General features: G+C 58.8%; 24 protein-coding genes and 1 pseudogene. 15 read left to right on the top strand and 10 right to left on the bottom strand.

Annotation, left to right across the window (positions count from 1 at the left end):
- Positions 1–72: 72 nt before the first annotated feature.
- The 5 genes from AB4O41_RS12540 to AB4O41_RS12520 are packed head-to-tail and all read left to right on the top strand — an operon-like array spanning position 73 to position 3,822.
- Positions 73–468 (top strand): FagA protein, encoded by a 396-nt coding sequence (locus AB4O41_RS12540; protein ID WP_460147931.1) that lies wholly within the window; start codon positions 73–75, stop codon positions 466–468.
- Positions 461–1,837: a class II fumarate hydratase gene (locus AB4O41_RS12535; protein ID WP_460147930.1), complete on the top strand. Its 1,377-nt coding sequence runs from the start codon at positions 461–463 to the stop codon at positions 1,835–1,837. Before AB4O41_RS12540 ends, AB4O41_RS12535 begins: the two co-directional genes overlap by 8 nt.
- A gap of 27 nt (positions 1,838–1,864) precedes the next feature.
- Positions 1,865–2,305 (top strand): hypothetical protein, encoded by a 441-nt coding sequence (locus AB4O41_RS12530; RefSeq protein ID WP_460147929.1) that lies wholly within the window; start codon positions 1,865–1,867, stop codon positions 2,303–2,305.
- 1 nt (position 2,306) lies between these two features.
- Positions 2,307–2,918 (top strand): superoxide dismutase, encoded by a 612-nt coding sequence (locus AB4O41_RS12525; protein WP_460147928.1) that lies wholly within the window; start codon positions 2,307–2,309, stop codon positions 2,916–2,918.
- Positions 2,919–2,928: 10 nt separating this feature from the next.
- A complete protein-coding gene (locus AB4O41_RS12520) occupies positions 2,929–3,822 on the top strand; it encodes a ZIP family metal transporter (protein WP_460147927.1) in 894 nt (297 codons plus the stop codon).
- A gap of 103 nt (positions 3,823–3,925) precedes the next feature.
- Here the strand turns inward: AB4O41_RS12520 and AB4O41_RS12515 are convergent, their stop codons facing one another.
- The 10 genes from AB4O41_RS12515 to AB4O41_RS12470 form a co-directional block, all read right to left on the bottom strand.
- Complete coding sequence (locus tag AB4O41_RS12515; protein WP_452624954.1) at positions 3,926–4,198, bottom strand: HPr family phosphocarrier protein; 273 nt, start codon at positions 4,196–4,198, stop codon at positions 3,926–3,928.
- Positions 4,199–4,213: 15 nt separating this feature from the next.
- Entirely contained in the window at positions 4,214–5,071 is an 858-nt protein-coding gene (rapZ, locus tag AB4O41_RS12510) for an RNase adapter RapZ (protein ID WP_223486249.1), read from the bottom strand.
- 2 nt (positions 5,072–5,073) lie between these two features.
- Positions 5,074–5,538 (bottom strand): PTS IIA-like nitrogen regulatory protein PtsN, encoded by a 465-nt coding sequence (ptsN, locus tag AB4O41_RS12505; RefSeq protein WP_460147926.1) that lies wholly within the window; start codon positions 5,536–5,538, stop codon positions 5,074–5,076.
- 12 nt (positions 5,539–5,550) lie between these two features.
- The gene (gene hpf / locus AB4O41_RS12500; RefSeq protein ID WP_003178005.1) at positions 5,551–5,859 is read right to left on the bottom strand and encodes a ribosome hibernation-promoting factor, HPF/YfiA family; all 309 of its coding nucleotides are present in this window, start codon (positions 5,857–5,859) and stop codon (positions 5,551–5,553) included.
- A gap of 79 nt (positions 5,860–5,938) precedes the next feature.
- Positions 5,939–7,432 (bottom strand): RNA polymerase factor sigma-54, encoded by a 1,494-nt coding sequence (locus AB4O41_RS12495; RefSeq protein ID WP_460147925.1) that lies wholly within the window; start codon positions 7,430–7,432, stop codon positions 5,939–5,941.
- Between the two features lie 184 nt (positions 7,433–7,616).
- Positions 7,617–8,342 carry an LPS export ABC transporter ATP-binding protein gene (lptB, locus tag AB4O41_RS12490; protein ID WP_030128011.1) on the bottom strand — a complete coding sequence of 242 codons (726 nt, stop codon included), beginning with the start codon at positions 8,340–8,342 and terminating at the stop codon, positions 7,617–7,619.
- Positions 8,342–8,890, bottom strand: a complete 549-nt coding sequence (lptA, locus tag AB4O41_RS12485; RefSeq protein WP_460147924.1) for a lipopolysaccharide transport periplasmic protein LptA — start codon at positions 8,888–8,890, stop codon at positions 8,342–8,344. The genes lptB and lptA overlap by 1 nt, the downstream gene beginning before the upstream one ends.
- The gene (lptC, locus tag AB4O41_RS12480) at positions 8,877–9,449 is read right to left on the bottom strand and encodes an LPS export ABC transporter periplasmic protein LptC (RefSeq protein ID WP_460147923.1); all 573 of its coding nucleotides are present in this window, start codon (positions 9,447–9,449) and stop codon (positions 8,877–8,879) included. Before lptC ends, lptA begins: the two co-directional genes overlap by 14 nt.
- Before the next feature lie 7 nt (positions 9,450–9,456).
- Positions 9,457–9,981, bottom strand: coding sequence for a KdsC family phosphatase (locus AB4O41_RS12475; RefSeq protein ID WP_008008625.1), 525 nt, complete (start codon positions 9,979–9,981; stop codon positions 9,457–9,459).
- A complete protein-coding gene (locus AB4O41_RS12470; protein ID WP_460147922.1) occupies positions 9,981–10,955 on the bottom strand; it encodes a KpsF/GutQ family sugar-phosphate isomerase in 975 nt (324 codons plus the stop codon). Before AB4O41_RS12470 ends, AB4O41_RS12475 begins: the two co-directional genes overlap by 1 nt.
- 276 nt (positions 10,956–11,231) lie before the next feature.
- On the opposite strand from AB4O41_RS12470, the pseudogene AB4O41_RS12465 reads away from it, so the two are divergent.
- The 10 genes and pseudogenes from AB4O41_RS12465 to hisC form a co-directional block, all read left to right on the top strand.
- Positions 11,232–12,032, top strand: a pseudogene (locus AB4O41_RS12465) (ATP-binding cassette domain-containing protein); the annotation flags it as partial.
- A gap of 7 nt (positions 12,033–12,039) precedes the next feature.
- Positions 12,040–12,837, top strand: a complete 798-nt coding sequence (mlaE, locus tag AB4O41_RS12460) for a lipid asymmetry maintenance ABC transporter permease subunit MlaE (RefSeq protein ID WP_460147921.1) — start codon at positions 12,040–12,042, stop codon at positions 12,835–12,837.
- Positions 12,837–13,304, top strand: coding sequence for an outer membrane lipid asymmetry maintenance protein MlaD (gene mlaD, locus AB4O41_RS12455; protein ID WP_460147920.1), 468 nt, complete (start codon positions 12,837–12,839; stop codon positions 13,302–13,304). Before mlaE ends, mlaD begins: the two co-directional genes overlap by 1 nt.
- An 11-nt stretch (positions 13,305–13,315) precedes the next feature.
- The gene (locus tag AB4O41_RS12450; RefSeq protein WP_460147919.1) at positions 13,316–13,987 is read left to right on the top strand and encodes an MlaC/ttg2D family ABC transporter substrate-binding protein; all 672 of its coding nucleotides are present in this window, start codon (positions 13,316–13,318) and stop codon (positions 13,985–13,987) included.
- A complete protein-coding gene (locus AB4O41_RS12445) occupies positions 13,984–14,289 on the top strand; it encodes an STAS domain-containing protein (RefSeq protein WP_460147918.1) in 306 nt (101 codons plus the stop codon). Before AB4O41_RS12450 ends, AB4O41_RS12445 begins: the two co-directional genes overlap by 4 nt.
- Before the next feature lie 114 nt (positions 14,290–14,403).
- The gene (locus AB4O41_RS12440) at positions 14,404–14,655 is read left to right on the top strand and encodes a BolA family protein (RefSeq protein ID WP_038978976.1); all 252 of its coding nucleotides are present in this window, start codon (positions 14,404–14,406) and stop codon (positions 14,653–14,655) included.
- Positions 14,656–14,677: 22 nt separating this feature from the next.
- Positions 14,678–15,943, top strand: coding sequence for a UDP-N-acetylglucosamine 1-carboxyvinyltransferase (murA, locus tag AB4O41_RS12435; protein ID WP_007901567.1), 1,266 nt, complete (start codon positions 14,678–14,680; stop codon positions 15,941–15,943).
- A gap of 129 nt (positions 15,944–16,072) precedes the next feature.
- On the top strand, positions 16,073–16,708 hold the full coding sequence (hisG, locus tag AB4O41_RS12430; RefSeq protein WP_007901570.1) for an ATP phosphoribosyltransferase: 636 nt from the start codon (positions 16,073–16,075) through the stop codon (positions 16,706–16,708).
- A gap of 123 nt (positions 16,709–16,831) precedes the next feature.
- Entirely contained in the window at positions 16,832–18,175 is a 1,344-nt protein-coding gene (gene hisD / locus AB4O41_RS12425; protein ID WP_460147917.1) for a histidinol dehydrogenase, read from the top strand.
- Positions 18,172–19,224 (top strand): histidinol-phosphate transaminase, encoded by a 1,053-nt coding sequence (gene hisC, locus AB4O41_RS12420; RefSeq protein WP_460147916.1) that lies wholly within the window; start codon positions 18,172–18,174, stop codon positions 19,222–19,224. Before hisD ends, hisC begins: the two co-directional genes overlap by 4 nt.
- The last annotated feature ends 37 nt before the right edge of the window (positions 19,225–19,261 follow it).

Below are 19,261 nucleotides of genomic sequence, written 5' to 3'. Positions count from 1 at the left end.
GTGTGTTGGAAGTCTTGTTTTGCTTCTCATTATCATCTAATAATAAATCTCATTACCGAATGAGCCCGGATCATGAGTTCTGCCTTGCACGAGCAGCCTTACCTCGATAGCTGGCGCTGGATGAGTCGCCAGATCCGCTGCGCCATGGACCCTGACGAGCCGCGCCTGATTGAACATTACCTGGCCGAAGGCCGGTATCTGGCGTGTTGCACGGCCACTTCTCCCTGGACCATCGCCGAAACCTCTTTCCGTTTGCTGCTCGACACCGCCGTCGATGTCGCGCTGCCCTGGCACTGGCGCAGCCTGTGTCTCGACCAGGCTTGGCGGCCATTGCGCGATCTCGAACGGCAATCACTCTGCGGCTGCCGCCTCAAGCGCTGGCAAAGCTACGCCTGGCAACTGGCGACCTGCGAGTTGCAACCCTCCATCCCTCTCTTAGAACTGGTGCAAGGATCTCCCGATGAGTAAGACACGTATCGAACGCGACAGCATGGGCGAGCTGCAAGTCCCGATAGATGCCCTCTATGGCGCGCAAACCCAGCGCGCGGTGGATAACTTCCCGATCAGCGGCAAACCGATGCCCGTGCAGTTCATCCGGGCGCTGATTCTGGCCAAGGCTGCGGCCGCCCGAGCCAACGTCGAGCTCAAACAGATCAGCGAATCTCAGGGCAAGGCGATCGTTGACGCAGCTCAAGGCCTGCTCGAAGGCGACTTCATGCAGCACTTCCCGGTGGATATCTTCCAGACCGGTTCCGGCACCAGCTCCAACATGAACGCCAATGAAGTGATCGCCACGCTGGCCAGCCGCTTGTTGGGCGAGCCGGTCAATCCCAACGATCACGTCAATTGCGGTCAGAGCAGCAATGACATCATCCCGACCACCATCCATGTCAGCGCCGCATTGAGCTTGCATGAGCAGTTGCTGCCGGCGCTGGTGCATCTGGTGCAGGTGATCGAGCACAAGGCCGAGCAGGTTCATCCGTTCGTCAAAACCGGGCGTACCCATTTGATGGACGCCATGCCCGTGCGCATGAGTCAGGTGCTCAATGGTTGGGCGCAACAGCTCAAGGCCAATATCGGTCATCTGCAAGATCTGCTGCCAAGCCTGCAATCCCTGGCACAGGGCGGCACGGCGGTGGGCACCGGGATCAATGCCCATCCAGAGTTTGCGGCGCGTTTCAGCCAGCAACTCAGCCAACTGACCCAGGTGCAGTTCACGCCGGGTAAGGACCTGTTTGCGCTGATCGGTTCGCAGGACACGGCGGTCAGCGTTTCAGGGCAACTCAAGGCCACAGCGGTTTCCTTGATGAAAATTGCCAATGACCTGCGCTGGATGAATTCCGGCCCGTTGGCCGGGCTCGGTGAAATAGAACTCGAAGCCTTGCAGCCCGGTTCGTCGATCATGCCCGGCAAGGTCAATCCGGTGATCCCGGAAGCCACCGCGATGGTCGCTGCTCAAGTGATCGGCAATGACACGGTGATCACCGTCGCCGGTCAGTCGGGCAATTTCGAGCTGAACGTCATGCTGCCGATCATCGCCCAGAACCTGCTGAGCAGTATCGAGTTGCTGGCCAACGCCAGCCGTCTGCTGGGCGACAAGGCTATCGCCACCTTCAAGGTCAACGAGGCCCGGCTCAAGGAAGCGCTGTCGCGCAATCCGATTCTGGTCACTGCACTCAACCCGATCATTGGTTACCAAAAAGCCGCTGAAATTGCCAAGAAGGCTTATCAGCAGGGCCGGCCGGTGATCGATGTCGCCCTGGAACACACCGACCTGACGCGCAGCCAACTGGAAGAATTGCTCAACCCAGAGAAGCTCACCGCAGGCGGCGTGTAATCACTGCTACCGCTTTGGAGGCTCACCATGGAGCACTGGAAACGCACGATCGAAAGGGCTAACCGCCATTTCATGCTGGGCGAACTCGTTGATGCCCGCGAGGCTTACTTGCAGGCACTGGCGCTGGCCCAAGTGTTGTTCGAGCGCTGGGCGGATGCCGACGAAGCGGTGGCCGCTTGCGTGATTTCCCACCACAACCTGGCGGATTTGCATTTGCGCCTGAACCAGCCGGAGGAGAGCGCCGAGTACCTGTGCGCGATCCATCAACGCTTGTTGCAGACCATGCAGAACCCGCGACTGGCGCGAGCTTTGCGTGAAGCCGCGCTGCGCCAGAGCAGCAAAACCTATGTCGAGCTGCTGAATTTCATCAGCGATCACGGCGAGTATCCGCGTACCCGCCGTTTGCTGCACACCGACACCGCTTCGCCCTCGCATCAGCCTGCGCCCTTACAACATGGAGTTCATTGAAATGGCTTTTACCCTGCCTGCCTTGCCGTATGCCTACGATGCCCTGGAACCGCACATCGATGCGCAGACCATGGAAATCCACTACACCAAACACCACCAGACCTACATCAACAACCTCAACGCAGCAGTCGAAGGCACTGAGTTTGCTGAATGGCCGGTGGAAAAACTGGTGGCGGCTGTCCAGCAAATGCCGGAAAAACTTCGTGCGGTGGTGATCAATCAGGGCGGTGGGCATGCCAACCATTCGTTGTTCTGGGAAGTCATGGCACCCAACGGCGGAGGCCAACCTGAAGGCGCGCTGGCCAAGGCAATCGATGAACAGCTGGGTGGTCTCGACAACTTCAAGGAGGCCTTCACCAAAGCTGCGCTGACCCGTTTTGGCAGCGGCTGGGCCTGGTTGAGCGTGACGCCGCAAAAGATCTTGATCGTTGAAAGCAGTGGCAATCAGGACAGCCCATTGATGAACGGCAATACGCCGATTCTCGGCCTGGACGTTTGGGAACACGCTTATTACCTGCGCTATCAGAACCGCCGTCCTGAATACATCAATGCGTTCTACAACGTGATCAATTGGCCCGAAGTCGCCGCGCGTTATCAGGCTGCGCTGGTTTGAAGGGCTGACTATGGGCACTGAAACATTGGCGGTCGGAAGTGGACGGATGTTTCGTTACGCGCTGGGATCGCTGTTACTGCTAGCGGGCATGACGTTATTGGCTGCTCAAGGGTTGAGCTGGCTGGACCTCGAACCGAAACTGCAGCGTGCCCTGCAAGGCGGGGCGATTTGTGCCTTGGGCACGGCTTTGGGCGCGGTGCCGGTGCTGGTGATTCGGCAGATGCCTCAGGTAGTCAGCGACATATTGCTCGGTTTCGGAGCCGGGGTGATGCTCGCGGCGACGGCGTTTTCGCTGATCGTGCCGGGCATCGCCGCGGCCGAAAATCTCGGGCTGACGCCTTGGACGGCCAGCGGCTTGATCAGCTTCGGCATCATGCTGGGTGCATTCGGGTTGTTTCTGGTGGATCGCAAGGTGTCCGGCGCTACGCCTGAAATGCTCGTGGGGACACTGGAGCGATCGGTGATTCCACCGCGGATCTGGTTGTTTGTGTTTGCCATCATCGCCCACAACATCCCCGAAGGCATGGCGGTCGGCGTCTCGGCCGGCGGTGGCATGCCTGACGCCGACAGCCTGGCCATGGGCATCGCCTTGCAGGATGTGCCGGAAGGGCTGGTGATTGCGTTGGTGTTGGCCGGAGCAGGGATGTCGCGGGTCAAGGCGTTCCTGATCGGCGCTGCGTCAGGTTTGGTCGAGCCGGTCTTCGCATTGTTGTGCGCTTGGTTGGTGAGCCTGGCCGAACTGCTGTTGCCTTTGGGTCTGGCACTGGCGGCCGGTGCGATGTTGCTGGTGGTGACTCACGAAGTCATCCCCGAATCGCGCCGCCATGGTCACGATAAACTGGCCAGCCTTGGGCTGCTGATTGGATTTTGTTTGATGATGGTGATGGATACCGCGTTGGCCTGAAAAAAGATCAAAAGATCGCAGCCTCGTTTCACTCGACAGCTCCTACTGTATGCCGATCCTTGTAGGAGCTGTCGAGTGAAACGAGGCTGCGATCTTTTGACTTTTATTCGCCTTCGTCGAAGAAGTTGTTGATCAACGCCACCAGTGCATCCAGCGCTTCCTGTTCCTGCTCGCCTTCAGTGCTCAAGTGGATTGTGGTGCCCTTGCCAGCGGCCAGCATCATCATGGCCATGATGCTTTTGCCGTCGACCATCGATTCCGGAGTGCGACCGGCCCTGATCTGGCAGGGATACTGACCCGCCACCCCAACGAATTTTGCAGACGCGCGGGCATGCAGGCCCAGCTTGTTGATGATTTCGATTTCCAGAGCAGGCATCGCGATGTGAATCCTTTAGCTGAGGTCGCGGTGGCGGACCTGGACGTTCTTCAGGGTTTTTTGCAGGACCTGACCCAGACGTTCGGTCAGGTAGACAGAGCGGTGATGCCCGCCGGTGCAGCCAATGGCAATGGTGACATAGGCGCGGTTGCTGGCGGCAAAGCGGGGCAGCCACTTGAGCAAGTATGAGGAAATGTCCTGGAACATCTCTTCGACGTCCGGTTGTGCCGCCAGGTACTCAGCCACCGGTTGATCGAGCCCGGACTGTGCCCGTAGCTCCGGCTTCCAGTAAGGGTTGGGCAGGCAACGCACGTCGAACACCAGGTCGGCGTCCACCGGCATGCCTCGCTTGAAGCCGAAAGACTCCACCAGGAACGCAGTGCCCGGTTCTGGCTGATTCAGCAGGCGCAGCTTGATGGTATCGCGTAGCTGGTACAGGTTCAGATTGGTGGTATTGACCTTGAGGTCGGCCAGATCGGCAATAGGCCCCAGCAGATTGGTTTCGTCCTGTATCGCCTCCGCCAATGAGCGATTGGCGCTGCTCAGCGGGTGGCGACGGCGAGTTTCGGAAAATCGTTTGAGCAAGGTCTCTTCGTCGGCGTCCAGGTACAGCACATCGCACTGGATATGCCGGCTGCGGACTTCTTCCAGAAGTTCGGGAAACCGTGTCAGGTGACTTGGCAAATTGCGCGCATCGATGGACACGGCCACCAATGGTTGTGCCAGTTCGGTGTGAATCAGCGCGCGTTCGGCCAGTTCCGGCAGCAGGCCGGCAGGCAGGTTGTCGATGCAGTAGTAGCCGTTGTCCTCGAGCACATCGAGGGCGGTACTTTTACCTGAGCCGGAGCGGCCACTGACGATGATCAGGCGCATGATTAGTGACCGTTCTGCTCGTCCAGGACAACCTGAAACAAGGCTTCGTTGCTCGGGGCGCTGCGCAGTTTTTCACGCACTTCCTTGCGATCCAGCATGCTGGCGATCTGGCGCAGCAGTTCCAGGTGTGCATCGGTGGCGGCTTCCGGGACCAGCAGCACAAACAGAAGGTCAACCGGGGCGCCGTCAATGGCGTCGAAATCGATAGGGGCTTCCAGGTGCAACAGCGCACTGATTGGCGAGGTGCAGCCTTTAAGCCGGCAGTGGGGAATGGCGATGCCGTTGCCGAAACCGGTAGAACCGAGCTTCTCACGGGCAATCAGGGCCTCGAAGACGTCCTGCATTTCCAGATCCGGTACTTCGCGGTGGATAAGGTTGGCAATTTGCTCGAGGGCTTTCTTTTTACTGCCACCCGGCGCGTTCACTTGGGAACGGCCGGGGGTCAGGATGGTTTCTAGTCGGATCATGGATTGGGAGTGTTAACGACCGGTCGCGCCCTGGAGGAGGCTCTGGGTCTTTTCCTTATGCTTTTTAAGTTGGCGATCCAGCTTGTCGGTCAGCAGGTCGATGGCGGCATACATGTCCGTATGCTCGGCATTGGCGACCACTTCTCCGCCGGGAATATGCAGCGTGGCTTCGATCTTCTGCAGCAGTTTTTCGACGTTCATCGTGACTTGCACATTGGTGATCTTGTCGAAATGCCTCTCTAATCGGTCGAGTTTTTCGCCGATGTAGGTGCGCAGGGGTTCGGTCACTTCCAGTTGGTGTCCACTGATGTTGACTTGCATACAGCTTCTCCTTCGTTGCCAGTGCATAAAGCGGCAGGCAGAAATGCCTGCCACTGGAACGCTGTGGCGAGCCCGGCGGTTACATCAACCGCTTCCGTTCGCTGGAAGGCGCGATCCCCAGGGATTCGCGGTACTTGGCGACGGTGCGACGGGCTACCTGAATGCCTTGTGCCTCCAGTAAACCAGCGATCTTGCTGTCACTCAACGGCTTTTTCTGATTTTCCGCGGCAACCAGTTTTTTGATGATCGCGCGGATCGCCGTGGACGAGCATTCACCGCCCTCGGAGGTACTGACGTGGCTGGAAAAAAAGTATTTCAGTTCATAGATGCCCCGTGGGGTATGCATGAATTTTTGCGTGGTCACCCGTGAAATCGTTGATTCGTGCATGCCTACCGCTTCGGCGATGTCGTGCAGCACCAACGGCTTCATGGCTTCGTCACCGTATTCAAGAAAGCCGCGTTGATGCTCGACGATCTGGGTGGCGACTTTCATCAGGGTTTCATTGCGGCTTTGCAGGCTCTTGATGAACCAGCGAGCTTCCTGTAACTGATTACGCATGAAGGTGTTATCAGCGCTGGTATCGGCGCGACGCACGAAACCGGCGTATTGGGCGTTGACCCGCAGGCGTGGCACCGATTCCTGATTCAGCTCCACCAGCCAGCGCTCGTTGTCCTTGCGCACGATCACGTCGGGAACGACGTATTCGGCTTCGGTGGATTCGATCTGTGAGCCCGGGCGCGGGTTGAGGCTCTGGACCAGTTCGATGACCTGACGCAGTTCATCTTCCTTGAGCTTCATGCGGCGCATCAGCTGGCTGTAGTCGCGGCTGCCGAGCAGGTCGATGTAATCGGTGACCAGACGCTTGGCCTCGGTCAGCCAAGGGGTCTTGGCGGGCAGCTGACGCAGTTGCAGCAGCAGGCATTCACCGAGGTTGCGAGCGCCAATGCCAGCGGGTTCGAATTGCTGGATGCGGTGCAGGACGGCTTCGATTTCGTCCAGTTCGATGTCCAGTTCCGGGTCGAAGGCTTCGAGGATTTCCTCGAGGGTTTCGTCCAGGTACCCCTGATTGTTGATGCAGTCGATCAGGGTCACGGCGATCAGGCGATCGGTGTCGGACATCGGTGCCAGGTTCAGTTGCCAGAGCAAATGGCTTTGCAGGCTTTCACCAACCGATGTGCGGGTGGTGAAATCCCACTCGTCGTCATCGTTGCTCGGCAGGCTGCTGGCGCTGGTCTGGTAGACGTCTTCCCAGACCGTGTCGACGGGCAATTCGTTGGGGATGCGCTCGTTCCAGTCGCCTTCCTCAAGGTTATCCACCGTTGGGGCGGTTTCCTGGTAGGAGGGTTCCTGAATATCGGCGTTGGGTTTCTGTTCGGTGCTATCGGCCAAGGGGTCGGCGTTGTCGAAGTCGTCGCCTTCTTCCTGGCGTTCGAGCATTGGATTGGACTCCAGGGCCTCCTGGATTTCCTGTTGCAGGTCCAGGGTCGACAATTGGAGCAGGCGGATGGCCTGTTGCAGCTGCGGTGTCATCGTCAGCTGCTGGCCCATTCTCAAGACTAGCGATGGTTTCATGGCAGGGGCTTAACACCTTATTCGCCGGCGCACATGCGCCATCCACTACAGAGCGCCGAAGCGCCAAACATAAGCAAATTATATGCCCGAAACTGAAGTGTTTGCCTAGAGCGCTGTAACAATAAAAAGTTATTGATTTTTTATTGAAGCGAGCGCTCTCTCGGCGACCGGGGCACCTCAGTGCTTACAGGCGGAACTCATGGCCCAGATACACTTCCTTGACCAATTCATTGGCCAGGATGGTGGCGGAGTCACCTTCAGCGATCAGTTGGCCGTCGTTGACGATGTAGGCGGTTTCGCAGATATCCAGGGTTTCGCGGACGTTGTGGTCCGTAATCAGTACGCCAATGCCTTTGGCTTTGAGGTGATGGATGATCTGCTTGATGTCGCCCACCGAAATCGGGTCCACGCCGGCGAAAGGTTCGTCGAGGAGGATGAATTTCGGATTGGTGGCCAGTGCCCGGGCGATTTCCACGCGGCGGCGTTCACCACCGGACAGGCTCATGCCGAGGTTGTCGCGGATGTGGTGGATGTGAAATTCCTGCAGCAGGCTTTCCAGCTCCTGGCGACGACCGGCCTTGTCGAGTTCCTTGCGGGTCTCGAGGATGGCCATGATGTTGTCGGCCACCGATAGTTTGCGGAAGATCGATGCTTCTTGCGGAAGATAGCCGATGCCCGCCTTCGCACGACCGTGCATTGGCTGGTGGCTGACGTCCAGGTCATCGATCAGGACGCGGCCCTGATCGGCTTGCACCAAGCCGACAATCATGTAGAAACAAGTGGTTTTGCCGGCACCGTTAGGACCAAGCAGGCCGACGATCTGACCGCTGTCGATGGACAGGCTGACGTCGCGCACGACCTGACGGCTCTTGTAGCTCTTGGCCAGATGCTGAGCTTTCAGAGTTGCCATTACTGGGCCTTTTGCTCGTCGGTTTTCTTCTTCGGCTGGATCACCATGTCAATGCGAGGACGTGCCTCAGTGACCTTGTTACCCGTGGCGCGACCGGCGCTCGCAAGCTTTTTGACCGTGTCGTAGACGATTTTCTCGCCTTGGGTGACGTTGTTGTCCTTGTCGATGACTTTGGCGCGATCGATCAGCACGACGCGGTTTTGCGAGGCGTGATACTGGATAGTTACGCCGTAGCCCTGAACCGGCTTGGTATCGCCCGCCGTTTGCAGTTGTTCGAAATAGGCGAGGTTGCCCACCGAAGTCACCACGTCGATGTCGCCGGTCGGGGTGCGAGTGATGGTTACGGTGTTGCCCTTAACGATCATCGAGCCCTGAGTGATGATCACATCGCCTTTATAGGTGGCAACGCCATTCTTGTCGTCCAGTTGGGCATCGTCGGCCTGAATGCGGATAGGCTGCTCTTGATCGTTCGGCAGAGCCCAGGCGCTCACGCTTCCCAGTGCTGCGCCCAGACTGAGCAAAATAGGGAGAGTTTTAACGAGCCTCATACTGTCCTCTTACGTTCGATAGCAGGTGTATCCTGCTTTCTTTCAAGTACGCTTTCATTCCGTTGCCTGTCGATACACCGCCAGCGCCGTCGATTCTAACGGGTTGATCGGTCTGCGCATATTGCTGCTGCGGGAACACTGTCATACGGGTGGTGGTAATCAGGGTTTTGCGGTTTTTTTCGTCGAAACGGGTGATACGTACCGAATCAATCAGCTCGACCTGAGTGCCGTCCGGATTGACTTCACCCTTCTCGCTCTGGACATGCCACGGGAACTCGGTGCCGCGGAACATGTTCAGGTCAGGATTGGTCAGCAATGTCACTTCTGTCGCTTTCAGGTGTTCGACCTTGTCCGACGTCATCTCGTATTGCAGTTTTCCGTCGGGCAGGTACTGCACGCTGTGGGCGTTGACGGCGTAATAGTCGATCGCGCTTTCATCGATCTTCGCCACCGGCTTGTCGAGGAAGCGTTCCGGGCTGATGTTCCAGTAGCCGACCGCCGCAAAAATCGCTGCGATGCAACCGAACACCAGGATGTTGCGAATTTTTTTGCTCAGCATGATGGGCTCACAGGTACGCGGCGTTGGCCGCATCGAGGCGGCCCTGGGCGCGCAGGATCAATTCACAGAATTCGCGAGCAGCACCCTCGCCACCGCGAGCCTGGGTGATGCCGTGGGCATGTTCGCGCACGAAACTGGCAGCGCTGGCCACCGCCATGCCCAGGCCTACGCGGCGAATCACTGGCAGGTCCGGCAGGTCGTCGCCAAGGTAGGCCACTTGTTCATAGCTCAGATTGAGCTGGGCAAGAAGTTCGTCGAGCACCACCAGTTTGTCTTCGCGCCCCTGATAAAGGTGTGGAATACCGAGGTTCTTCGCGCGCCGTTCAACCACCGGGGTCTTGCGGCCGCTGATGATAGCGGTCTGCACGCCGGCGGCCATCAGCATCTTGATGCCCTGGCCGTCGAGGGTGTTGAACGTCTTGAATTCGCTACCGTCCTCGAGGAAGTACAGGCGCCCGTCGGTCAGCACGCCATCAACGTCGAACACCGCCAGTTTGATCTGTTTGCCGCGTTGCAGCAGGTCCGTGCTCATTACATTACTCCCGCACGCAGCAAATCGTGCATGTTCAAGGCGCCGACCGGACGGTCTTCGCTGTCGACCACTACCAGCGCGTTGATCTTGTGGTCTTCCATGATTTTCAGCGCCTCGGCGGCGAGCATCTCGGCACGAGCGGTCTTGCCGTGGGCGGTCATCACTTCATCAATGGTCGTGCTGTGGATATCAATGGTGCGGTCCAGAGTGCGGCGCAGGTCGCCGTCGGTGAAGATCCCGGCAAGTTTACCGTCCGCTTCCAGTATCACGGTCATGCCCAGGCCCTTGCGGGTCATTTCCATCAGCGCGTCCTTGAGCAGGGTACCGCGCTGAACCTGCGGCAGCTCTTGCCCGGCGTGCATGACGTTTTCCACTTTCAGCAGCAGGCGGCGGCCCAGCGCACCGCCGGGATGGGAAAAGGCGAAGTCTTCAGCGGTAAAACCACGGGCTTCCAGCAGTGCCACCGCCAGGGCGTCGCCCATGACCAGGGCGGCGGTGGTCGACGAGGTCGGCGCCAGGTTCAGCGGGCAGGCTTCGTGCTCGACGTGAACGTTGAGATTGACCTCGGCAGCCTTGGCCAGCGCTGAATCGGGATTGCCGGTGATGCTGATCAATTTAATGCCCAGACGCTTGATCAGTGGCAGCAGGGTGACGATTTCATTGGTGGAGCCGGAGTTCGACAGCGCCAGGATGATGTCGTCGCGAGTGATCATGCCCATGTCGCCATGGCTGGCCTCGGCCGGATGCACGAAGAACGCCGTGGTGCCGGTGCTGGCCAGGGTGGCGGCAATCTTGTTGCCGACGTGCCCCGATTTGCCCATGCCGACCACGACCACGCGGCCTTTGCTGGCCAGAATCATCTCGCAAGCGCGTACGAAATCTGCGTCGATATGGGGCAACAAGCCTTGTACGGCTTCCAGTTCGAGGCGGATGGTGCGTTGTGCAGATTGAATCAGGTCGCTGGATTGGCTCATGTCAGAAATCGTATAGCCTGATGAAAAGGCGGCGATTATAACGGTAATGATCAAAACCCTCACGCAAGTTCGTCGCGGTTTGTCATTACTTGTTACCGAATCTCTCTAAATAGATGATTTCAGGGGGGCATGATGCTGAACGTGCCCGGCTTGGGCCTTGGGCGCTTGGCCTTTGCAGTGATATAGTTCGCCGCCAGTTCGGCCTGCCCGGGGAGGTATGTGCTTTCGCCAGAAAGCCAGGCGTCCGAGTGAGAGGCTGCATCGCAAGGAGTTTAGATGAGTGCCGATAACGCCTACGCGGTCGAGCTGAAGGGACTGACCTTCAAGCGCGGTGCGCGCAGCATTTTCAATAACGTCGATATCCGCATACCACGCGGCAAGGTCACCGGCATCATGGGGCCTTCCGGGTGTGGCAAGACCACGCTGTTGCGGCTGATAGGCGCACAATTGCGCCCTACCAGCGGCGAAGTCTGGGTCAATGGCCAGAACCTGCCGACGTTGTCGCGCAGCGATCTGTTCGATGCGCGCAAGCAAATGGGTGTGCTGTTTCAGAGCGGCGCTCTGTTTACCGACCTTGATGTGTTCGAGAACGTCGCTTTTCCGCTGCGTGTTCATACCGAGCTGCCGGAAGAAATGATCCGCGACATTGTCCTGCTCAAATTGCAGGCCGTGGGCTTGCGTGGTGCCATTGACCTGATGCCTGACGAATTGTCCGGCGGCATGAAGCGTCGCGTTGCGCTGGCCCGGGCCATTGCTCTCGATCCGCAAATCCTCATGTATGACGAGCCCTTTGTTGGCCAGGATCCGATCGCCATGGGCGTGCTGGTACGCCTGATCCGCCTGCTCAATGATGCGCTGGGCATCACCAGCATCGTGGTCTCCCACGATCTGGCCGAGACCGCGAGCATTGCCGACCACCTTATCGTGGTGGGCGACGGGCAAGTGTTGGGCCAGGGCGCACCCAAGGATTTGATGAAATCGGATGAGCCACGTATTCGTCAATTCTTGACAGGCGAACCCGATGGTCCGGTCGCATACCACTTTCCAGCGCCGGATTACCGCGCAGATCTTCTGGGAAGCGCTGATGCGCAAGATTTCACTGATAGAAAGAGTGCGCCGGTTCGGCCGCGCCGGCATCGATGTGCTGGAGGTGTTCGGCCGTTCGGCGTTGTTCCTGTTCCATGCCTTGCTCGGTCGTGGCGGCATCGGTGGCGGTTTTGGCCTGCTGGTCAAGCAGCTGCATTCGGTGGGCGTGATGTCCCTGGTGATCATTGTGGTCTCCGGGGTATTCATCGGCATGGTGCTGGCGTTGCAGGGCTTTAACATTCTATCCAGCTACGGTTCGGAGCAGGCAGTCGGGCAGATGGTTGCGCTGACGCTGTTGCGTGAACTGGGGCCGGTGGTTACGGCCTTGCTGTTCGCCGGGCGCGCGGGTTCGGCACTGACCGCCGAAATCGGCAACATGAAATCCACCGAGCAGCTGTCCAGTCTGGAAATGATCGGGGTTGACCCGCTCAAGTACATCATTGCCCCGCGCCTGTGGGCCGGCTTCATTTCCCTGCCGGTGCTGGCAATGATTTTCAGCGTGGTGGGCATCTGGGGCGGTTCGTGGGTGGCCGTCGACTGGCTGGGTGTCTATGACGGCTCCTACTGGTCGAACATGCAAAACAGCGTGACGTTTGTCGACGATGTGCTCAACGGCATTATCAAAAGCATTGTTTTTGCCTTTGTCGTGACCTGGATCGCCGTATTCCAAGGCTATGACTGCGAGCCCACTTCCGAGGGGATCAGTCGTGCCACTACCAAGACCGTGGTGTATGCCTCTTTGGCTGTACTCGGCCTGGACTTTATTCTGACCGCTTTGATGTTTGGAGATTTCTGATGCAAAACCGCACCCTGGAAATCGGTGTCGGCCTTTTCTTGCTGGCTGGCATCCTGGCTTTGCTGTTGCTTGCGTTGCGGGTCAGTGGTTTGTCCCCGAGCGCAGCCACCGATACTTATAAACTTTATGCATATTTCGATAATATCGCCGGTTTGACGGTCAGAGCTAAAGTGACCATGGCCGGTGTGACCATCGGCAAGGTCACGGCGATCGATCTGGACCGCGACAGCTTCACCGGTCGGGTGACCATGCAACTGGAAAAGCGCGTAGATAACCTGCCGACTGACTCCACTGCATCTATCCTGACCGCTGGCCTGTTGGGTGAGAAATACATCGGTATCAGCGTGGGCGGGGAAGAAACCCCACTCAAGGATGGTGGAACTATCCACGATACGCAGTCGTCGCTGGTGCTCGAGGACCTGATCGGTAAATTCCTGCTCAATACCGTTAGCAAAGAAGCTAAATGAGGAGCTTTTGAATGATCTCTATCTTTCGACGTGGCCTGTTGGTATTGCTCGCGGCGCTGCCGTTGATCGCTAATGCCGTGGCGGCACAGTCGGCGCACGATCTGGTTCAGGACACCACGAGCCGGATGCTGGCGGATCTCGCCGCCAACAAAGAAAAGTACAAGCAGGACCCACAAGACTTCTACACGGCGCTGAACACCATCGTCGGGCCTGTGGTGGATGCCGAGGGCATTTCCAAAAGCATCATGACGGTCAAGTACTCGCGCAAAGCTACGCCCGAGCAAATGCAGACCTTTCAGGAAAACTTCAAGAAAGGCCTGTTTCAGTTCTACGGTAACGCCTTGCTCGAGTACAACAACCAGGGCATCACCGTTGAACCTGCCAAGGATGAGTCGGGAGACCGCACAAGCGTTGGCATGACGGTCAAAGGCAGTAGCGGCGCGATCTATCCTGTGTCCTACACACTGGAGAAGATCAACGGCGAGTGGAAACTGCGCAACGTGATCATCAACGGCATCAACATTGGCAAGCTGTTCCGCGATCAGTTCGCTGACGCGATGCAGCGCAATGGCAATGATCTGCAAAAGACCATCGATGGTTGGGCCGGTGAAGTCGCCAAGGCCAAGGAAGTTGCAAAAACCCAGGAAACCACTGGGCAATCTACCGAGAAGCAAACCCAATGAGTGAGTCGGCCATTCGCATGAGCGAATCCGGCGAGCTGCTGCTCAGTGGCGTGCTGGATTACCGGACAGGCCCGAACCTGCGCAAGCAGGGGCAGGCGCTGATCAAGTCCAGTAACGCGGGTGCGCTGGTGGTTGATTGCTCCGCGGTGGAGAAATCCAGCAGTGTCGGCTTGTCGCTGCTGCTGTGCTTCATGCGCGATGCCCAGGCGGCCGGCAAGGCCCTGAGCATTCGTGCGATACCCGAAGACATGCGTGAAATCGCTCAGGTCAGCGAATTGACCGAGCTGTTGGCGCATCCCTGAACCACATCTATAAAGAAGCCCCCCGTCAGAGTCCTGCTTCGCGGGGTTCGCAGGCGCGGGGCTTTTTTGTATGATGTCCGACCCGCGCGCACAGGGCGCCGATTGAGGTTGAGCATGCAGGCCAACGAAGTAAAGAGCTTCCTTGAAGGAAAGCTGTCCGATTCTCTGTCACAAGTGCAGGTAGAAGTTGAGGGCGAAGGCTGCAACTTTCAGCTGAACGTGATTAGCGATGAACTGGCGGCGTTGAGCCCGGTGAAGCGTCAGCAGCAGATCTATGCCCATTTGAACCCATGGATCACCGATGGCAGCATCCATGCGGTCACTATGAAATTTTTCAGCAGCGCGGCCTGGGCCGAGCGCACCTGAGCCCAAGGGCGTCGAGATTCTTATGGATAAATTGATTATTACCGGTGGCGTTCGTCTTGATGGCGAAATCCGCATCTCCGGGGCAAAGAACTCTGCCCTGCCGATCCTGGCTGCAACCCTGCTGTGCGATGGCCCGGTTACCGTTGCCAACCTGCCGCACCTGCACGACATCACCACCATGATCGAGCTGTTCGGTCGCATGGGCATTGAGCCGGTGATCGACGAGAAGCTCAGCGTCGAAATCGACCCTCGCACCATCAAGACCCTGATCGCACCGTACGAACTGGTGAAAACCATGCGTGCCTCGATCTTGGTGCTGGGCCCGATGGTTGCCCGTTTCGGTGAAGCCGAAGTCGCACTGCCTGGCGGTTGCGCCATCGGTTCGCGTCCGGTTGACCTGCACATCCGTGGCCTCGAAGCCATGGGCGCAGTCATCGACGTCGAAGGCGGCTACATCAAGGCCAAGGCCCCTGAGGGTGGCCTGCGCGGCGCGCACTTCTTCTTCGACACCGTCAGCGTGACCGGTACCGAGAACATCATGATGGCCGCCGCTCTGGCCAAGGGCCGTAGCGTGCTGGCGAATGCCGCTCGCGAGCCTGAGGTCATCGACCTGGCGAACTTCCTGAACGCCATGGGCGCCAAGATCACTGGCGCCGGCACCGACACCATCACCATCGATGGCGTCGAGCGTCTGCACCCGACTACTTACAAGGTGATGCCTGACCGTATCGAGACCGGCACCTACCTGGTGGCGGCGGCGGTGACCGGCGGTCGCGTGAAGGTCAAGGACACTGATCCGACCATCCTCGAAGCCGTTCTGGAAAAGCTCCGCGAGTCCGGTGCTGAAATTACCTGCGGCGAAGACTGGATCGAGCTGAATATGCACGGCAAGCGGCCGAAAGCCGTCAACGTGCGGACCGCTCCATACCCGGCGTTCCCGACCGACATGCAGGCGCAGTTCATCTCCCTCAACGCCATTGCCGAAGGCACGGGTGCGGTGATCGAGACGATCTTCGAAAACCGCTTCATGCACGTATACGAACTGCACCGCATGGGCGCTCATATCCAGGTCGAAGGCAACACCGCCATCGTCACCGGCATCGAAAAGCTCAAGGGCGCGCCAGTAATGGCCACCGACCTGCGTGCTTCGGCCAGCCTGGTGATCTCGGCGCTGATCGCCGAAGGCGATACCCTGATCGACCGCATCTACCACATCGACCGTGGTTACGAGTGCATCGAAGAGAAACTGCAGATGCTGGGCGCCAAGATCCGTCGCGTTCCGGGCTAGTAGTTGCCGTATGGGCGCAAGGACGCGCCTACTGAGTTTGTTATGAATCGAGGGTGGTGACACCCTCGATGTGTGTCCGGCGCCATTTGCGACCGGGCATGAGTACCTTGATAAGGACTGACGTTTCCCATGTTGACCATCGCACTGTCCAAGGGCCGCATCCTTGACGACACCCTGCCGCTTCTGGCTGAAGCGGGCATCGTGCCCACCGAGAATCCGGACAAGAGCCGCAAGCTGATCATCCCCACGACCCAGGCCGATGTGCGCCTGCTGATCGTGCGCGCCACCGATGTGCCGACTTATGTCGAGCATGGTGCCGCGGACCTGGGCGTCGCCGGTAAAGATGTGCTGATGGAGTATGGCGGCCAGGGTCTGTACGAGCCTCTGGATCTGCGAATTGCCCTCTGCAAGCTGATGACCGCCGGCCGTGTCGGCGATGTCGAGCCCAAGGGCCGTCTGCGGGTGGCGACCAAATTCGTCAACGTCGCCAAGCGTTATTACGCCGAGCAGGGCCGTCAGGTCGATATCATCAAGCTCTACGGCTCGATGGAGCTGGCGCCGCTGATCGGTCTGGCGGACAAGATCATTGACGTGGTCGACACCGGTAACACCCTGCGTGCCAATGGCCTGGAACCCCAGGATTTCATTGCCGACATCAGCTCGCGGCTGATCGTCAACAAAGCTTCGATGAAAATGCAACACGCCCGTATCCAGGCGTTGATCGACACCCTGCGCAAGGCAGTGGAGTCTCGACACCGCGGCTGATCTACCTGCGCGACCTTGAGTCGCGCCGTCTATCCGCCTCATAGCCAGAATTCTCAGGTGCCCAAGCGGATCGATGGTAGTTTCGGGTACCTGAGTTTTCGCCATTCCTATGAGGCTCTCGCTATGACCGCACCGACTGCAATTCGCCGACTCAACGCTGCTGACCCGGATTTCGCACATCATCTGGATCATCTGCTGAGCTGGGAAAGTGTGTCTGACGACTCGGTCAATCAGCGGGTACTGGACATCATCAAGGCTGTGCGCGAACGCGGCGACGCGGCGCTGGTGGAATTCACCCAGAAGTTCGACGGCCTGCAAGTCGCCTCGATGGCAGACCTTATCCTGCCGCGCGAACGCCTGGAACTGGCCTTGACCCGCATCACCGTGCCTCAGCGCGAAGCCCTGGAAAAAGCCGCGGCCCGGGTGCGCAGCTACCACGAAAAACAGAAACAGGATTCCTGGAGCTACACCGAAGCCGACGGCACGGTGCTGGGCCAGAAAGTCACGCCGCTGGATCGCGCCGGTTTGTATGTGCCGGGCGGCAAGGCGTCGTACCCGTCCTCGGTGCTGATGAACGCAATTCCGGCCAAGGTTGCCGGCGTGACCGAAGTGGTCATGGTCGTGCCGACTCCACGCGGTGAAATCAACGAACTGGTGCTGGCCGCAGCCTGCATTGCCGGGGTTGACCGGGTGTTCACCATCGGCGGCGCCCAGGCCGTTGCGGCGCTGGCTTACGGCACCGAAAGCGTGCCGAAGGTCGATAAGGTTGTTGGCCCTGGCAACATCTATGTCGCCACCGCCAAGCGCCACGTGTTCGGTCAGGTCGGCATCGACATGATCGCCGGCCCCTCCGAGATCCTCGTGGTGTGCGATGGTCAGACCGATCCGGACTGGATTGCCATGGACCTGTTCTCCCAGGCCGAGCACGACGAAGACGCCCAGGCGATTCTGGTCAGCCCGGACGCCGAGTTCCTCGACAAGGTCGCCGCCAGCATCGCCAAACTGCTGCCGACCATGGAACGCGCCGAAATCATCGAAACCTCAATCAATGGTCGCGGTGCGCTGATCAAGGTTCGCGACATGGAACAAGCCATCGAAGTCGCCAACCGTATCGCGCCAGAACACCTGGAGTTGTCGGTTGCCGATCCGCAGTCCTGGTTGCCGCAGATCCGTCACGCCGGCGCGATCTTCATGGGCCGTCACACGTCCGAAGCCCTGGGCGACTATTGCGCAGGTCCAAACCATGTGTTGCCGACGTCCGGCACCGCGCGCTTCTCTTCGCCACTGGGTGTTTATGACTTCCAGAAACGTTCGTCGATCATCTTCTGCTCCGAGCAGGGTGCCTCCGAACTGGGCAAAACCGCTTCCGTGCTGGCCCGTGGCGAGTCGCTGACCGCTCACGCCCGTAGCGCTGAATACCGCATCGTTGACGAGCTCTTTAATAAGGGTCGGGGCAACCAAGCATGAGTAAATTCTGGAGTCCCTTCGTCAAGAGTCTGGTGCCTTACGTGCCGGGCGAGCAGCCGAAGCTGGCGAAACTGGTGAAGCTCAACACCAACGAAAACCCGTACGGTCCGTCGCCCAAAGCGTTGGCCGCGATGAAGACCGAACTGAACGACAACCTGCGTCTGTACCCGGACCCGAACAGCGACCTGCTCAAGCAGGCTGTTGCTAGGTATTACGGCGTGCAGGGCAATCAGGTGTTCCTCGGCAACGGTTCCGATGAAGTCCTGGCGCACATTTTTCACGGTTTGCTGCAACACGATCAGCCGCTGCTATTCCCGGATATCAGCTACAGCTTCTACCCGGTTTACTGCGGCTTGTACGGAATCGCATTCGACGCGGTGCCGCTAGATGAACAGTTCCAGATCAACCCGGCGGACTACGCCAAGCCGAACGGCGGGATCGTTTTCCCTAACCCGAACGCGCCGACCGGTTGCCTGTTGGCGCTGGACGCGGTTGAGCAAATCCTCAAGGCCAGCCCGGATTCGGTGGTCGTGGTGGATGAGGCTTACATTGATTTCGGCGGCGAAACGGCGATCACGCTGGTGGACCGTTATCCGAACCTGTTGGTGACTCAGACCCTGTCCAAGTCCCGCTCGCTGGCGGGCCTGCGGGTTGGCCTCGCGGTCGGGCATCCAGACCTGATCGAGGCGCTGGAGCGGATCAAGAACAGCTTCAACTCCTATCCGCTGGATCGTCTGGCGATTGTCGGGGCTGCGGCGGCGTTCGAGGATCGCGACTATTTCGACAAGACCTGTCGGTTGGTCATCGAGAGTCGCGAGAAGGTGGTCGCGCAGCTGGAAGCGAAGGGGTTTGAGGTGTTGCCGTCGGCAGCAAACTTCATTTTCGCCCGTCACCCGAAGCACGATGCGGCAGGGCTGGCGGCGAAGTTGCGCGAACAGGGCGTGATCGTTCGGCACTTCAAGCAAGAGCGGATTGCCCAGTTCCTGCGGATTTCCATCGGCGCGCCGGAGCAGAATCAGGCACTGATCGATGGCTTGGGTGATCTCTAATCCATCCTCGATCCTGTGGGAGCGAGCCTGCTCGCGA

The sequence above is a fragment of the Pseudomonas sp. S2_A02 genome (assembly GCF_054668495.1).
The sequence above is the reverse complement of the archived record's forward strand: the minus strand, read 5'-3'. Positions and strand labels throughout refer to the sequence as shown.

What these genes read in the sequence shown, in the direction of transcription:
- AB4O41_RS12540 (WP_460147931.1), top strand. Translation starts at nt 73, where the DNA reads ATGAGTTCTGCCTTGCACGAGCAGCCTTACCTCGATAGCTGGCGCTGG.
- AB4O41_RS12535 (WP_460147930.1), top strand. Translation starts at nt 461, where the DNA reads ATGAGTAAGACACGTATCGAACGCGACAGCATGGGCGAGCTGCAAGTC.
- AB4O41_RS12530 (WP_460147929.1), top strand. Translation starts at nt 1,865, where the DNA reads ATGGAGCACTGGAAACGCACGATCGAAAGGGCTAACCGCCATTTCATG.
- AB4O41_RS12525 (WP_460147928.1), top strand. Translation starts at nt 2,307, where the DNA reads ATGGCTTTTACCCTGCCTGCCTTGCCGTATGCCTACGATGCCCTGGAA.
- AB4O41_RS12520 (WP_460147927.1), top strand. Translation starts at nt 2,929, where the DNA reads ATGGGCACTGAAACATTGGCGGTCGGAAGTGGACGGATGTTTCGTTAC.
- AB4O41_RS12515 (WP_452624954.1), bottom strand. Translation starts at nt 4,198, where the DNA reads ATGCCTGCTCTGGAAATCGAAATCATCAACAAGCTGGGCCTGCATGCC.
- rapZ (WP_223486249.1), bottom strand. Translation starts at nt 5,071, where the DNA reads ATGCGCCTGATCATCGTCAGTGGCCGCTCCGGCTCAGGTAAAAGTACC.
- ptsN (WP_460147926.1), bottom strand. Translation starts at nt 5,538, where the DNA reads ATGATCCGACTAGAAACCATCCTGACCCCCGGCCGTTCCCAAGTGAAC.
- hpf (WP_003178005.1), bottom strand. Translation starts at nt 5,859, where the DNA reads ATGCAAGTCAACATCAGTGGACACCAACTGGAAGTGACCGAACCCCTG.
- AB4O41_RS12495 (WP_460147925.1), bottom strand. Translation starts at nt 7,432, where the DNA reads ATGAAACCATCGCTAGTCTTGAGAATGGGCCAGCAGCTGACGATGACA.
- lptB (WP_030128011.1), bottom strand. Translation starts at nt 8,342, where the DNA reads ATGGCAACTCTGAAAGCTCAGCATCTGGCCAAGAGCTACAAGAGCCGT.
- lptA (WP_460147924.1), bottom strand. Translation starts at nt 8,890, where the DNA reads ATGAGGCTCGTTAAAACTCTCCCTATTTTGCTCAGTCTGGGCGCAGCA.
- lptC (WP_460147923.1), bottom strand. Translation starts at nt 9,449, where the DNA reads ATGCTGAGCAAAAAAATTCGCAACATCCTGGTGTTCGGTTGCATCGCA.
- AB4O41_RS12475 (WP_008008625.1), bottom strand. Translation starts at nt 9,981, where the DNA reads ATGAGCACGGACCTGCTGCAACGCGGCAAACAGATCAAACTGGCGGTG.
- AB4O41_RS12470 (WP_460147922.1), bottom strand. Translation starts at nt 10,955, where the DNA reads ATGAGCCAATCCAGCGACCTGATTCAATCTGCACAACGCACCATCCGC.
- mlaE (WP_460147921.1), top strand. Translation starts at nt 12,040, where the DNA reads ATGCGCAAGATTTCACTGATAGAAAGAGTGCGCCGGTTCGGCCGCGCC.
- mlaD (WP_460147920.1), top strand. Translation starts at nt 12,837, where the DNA reads ATGCAAAACCGCACCCTGGAAATCGGTGTCGGCCTTTTCTTGCTGGCT.
- AB4O41_RS12450 (WP_460147919.1), top strand. Translation starts at nt 13,316, where the DNA reads ATGATCTCTATCTTTCGACGTGGCCTGTTGGTATTGCTCGCGGCGCTG.
- AB4O41_RS12445 (WP_460147918.1), top strand. Translation starts at nt 13,984, where the DNA reads ATGAGTGAGTCGGCCATTCGCATGAGCGAATCCGGCGAGCTGCTGCTC.
- AB4O41_RS12440 (WP_038978976.1), top strand. Translation starts at nt 14,404, where the DNA reads ATGCAGGCCAACGAAGTAAAGAGCTTCCTTGAAGGAAAGCTGTCCGAT.
- murA (WP_007901567.1), top strand. Translation starts at nt 14,678, where the DNA reads ATGGATAAATTGATTATTACCGGTGGCGTTCGTCTTGATGGCGAAATC.
- hisG (WP_007901570.1), top strand. Translation starts at nt 16,073, where the DNA reads ATGTTGACCATCGCACTGTCCAAGGGCCGCATCCTTGACGACACCCTG.
- hisD (WP_460147917.1), top strand. Translation starts at nt 16,832, where the DNA reads ATGACCGCACCGACTGCAATTCGCCGACTCAACGCTGCTGACCCGGAT.
- hisC (WP_460147916.1), top strand. Translation starts at nt 18,172, where the DNA reads ATGAGTAAATTCTGGAGTCCCTTCGTCAAGAGTCTGGTGCCTTACGTG.